3 protein-coding genes are annotated in these 1,273 nt (G+C 55.8%); 2 read left to right on the top strand and 1 reads right to left on the bottom strand.

Translation table 11 applies throughout. The features are described 5' to 3' along the window. Together HWQ67_RS18900 and HWQ67_RS18895 are read left to right on the top strand one after the other, a co-directional pair. Positions 1–613 (top strand): SWIM zinc finger family protein (locus HWQ67_RS18900; RefSeq protein WP_218254244.1); only part of this gene is annotated, 613 nt, incomplete at its 5' end. Positions 614–616: 3 nt separating this feature from the next. Next, a complete protein-coding gene (locus tag HWQ67_RS18895; RefSeq protein WP_218254243.1) occupies positions 617–886 on the top strand; it encodes a hypothetical protein in 270 nt (89 codons plus the stop codon). Between the two features lie 113 nt (positions 887–999). Here the strand turns inward: HWQ67_RS18895 and HWQ67_RS18890 are convergent. Beyond that, positions 1,000–1,273: hypothetical protein (locus HWQ67_RS18890; protein ID WP_218254242.1), on the bottom strand; the 274-nt coding region annotated here is incomplete at its 5' end.

Here is a 1,273-nt window from a genome sequence, read left to right as displayed (position 1 = left end):
ACGAGAAAAAGCTGAAGGCCGGAGAGCGCGCGGTAAAGAAGTGCGCTCGTGTTGCTTCTTCTGGATTGCGTGGAGTGAAATAGTGGCAACGGACAAGTGGGTCAATCGCTGGCCAGTGCCTAGAAGCGACGGGAAGGGCAACTGGATCGTAGCCGTAGACAAGGACGGCAACTGGGGCTGCAGCTGTCCTGTATGGAAGTTCGGACGGAAGGAATGCAAGCATATCGGGGCTATCAAGTCCGGAGAGTATGACGTCCCAGCAACAGCCAAAGCCGAGTACAGGCTAGCGAAGGTCCTGAAACCCAAATACGACGCGGGCACTAACACCCTGCTCGTTCCCCTGATAGCGATACCCGACACGCGCATGATGGAAGCCACCATCGTCTACTATATGCTGAACCATGGCTACTCCATGGCCGAGATCAGGCAGATGAGACATTTGCCCAAGGAGTGGACCAAGGATGCTGTTGTAGACTACGTCCGGGAGCATGGAGAGGCGGAGTACCCGCCCGACTGGTACCCGAAGCCGGAGAGCATGAGCCTGGCCAGGACTGCCGGGCGTGTTGGTCGCAAGAAGAGAAAGCCTTCAACTAGCTTGAAGGGAGTGAGGTGATCCATGGCAGTTAGGAGTGTTATACCGGGCAAGCCGATGTCGAAATTCGACCTTGGTGACAAGGTCAAGACTCCGTCCGGCCTTGTCGGTGAGATCATCGGCCTTTCCGAGTACCGCAGCATGGGCTGGGAGTACCGTCTCCAGGTACCTGGCCGAAGAGCAACTCTCTATCGGTGGCAGGATCAGCTGAGAATGGTCATGCCCGGGAGTAAGGCTAGACGGGAGTACTGGGCACGGAAGGGGATAAAGAAGACCAGGGCGAGAAGGAGATAGGCAAATGGGAACACCAGTAATTTTTAGGAGTGGCCGTTGTCCCACATGGACGAGGTCAATGTTGTTATTGTACCTGCGTTCCACCAGAGGATGCATCGAAAAGCGTTGCACCATTATCTTACTCCTTTGACACCCAGCCAGGGTGCTGATTTCCTTCTGGCAGCTCTGCTTCCCTTCGCTGTATTCACCAGCCGCGGAGCTCTGCCTCCCTGATGCAGGTCTCTCCTGTTTGGGACATCTACAACCAGCACCACGAACTTCCTCGGGTGCTCACGCATGTACTCCCTGAACGTGTAGTAGTCCCTCCCTATGCCTGACGGGAGATACTCGCCAGTTTCGGGGAACACGTCAGCCTTCTGGAGTATCTTGTGGGCAGTCTGGATGTAC

Source organism: Candidatus Magnetobacterium casense, assembly GCF_019173545.1.
In the GTDB taxonomy this organism is placed as follows: Bacteria; Nitrospirota; Thermodesulfovibrionia; order Thermodesulfovibrionales; family Magnetobacteriaceae; genus Magnetobacterium; species Magnetobacterium cryptolimnobacter.
The sequence above is the reverse complement of the archived record's forward strand: the minus strand, read 5'-3'. Positions and strand labels throughout refer to the sequence as shown.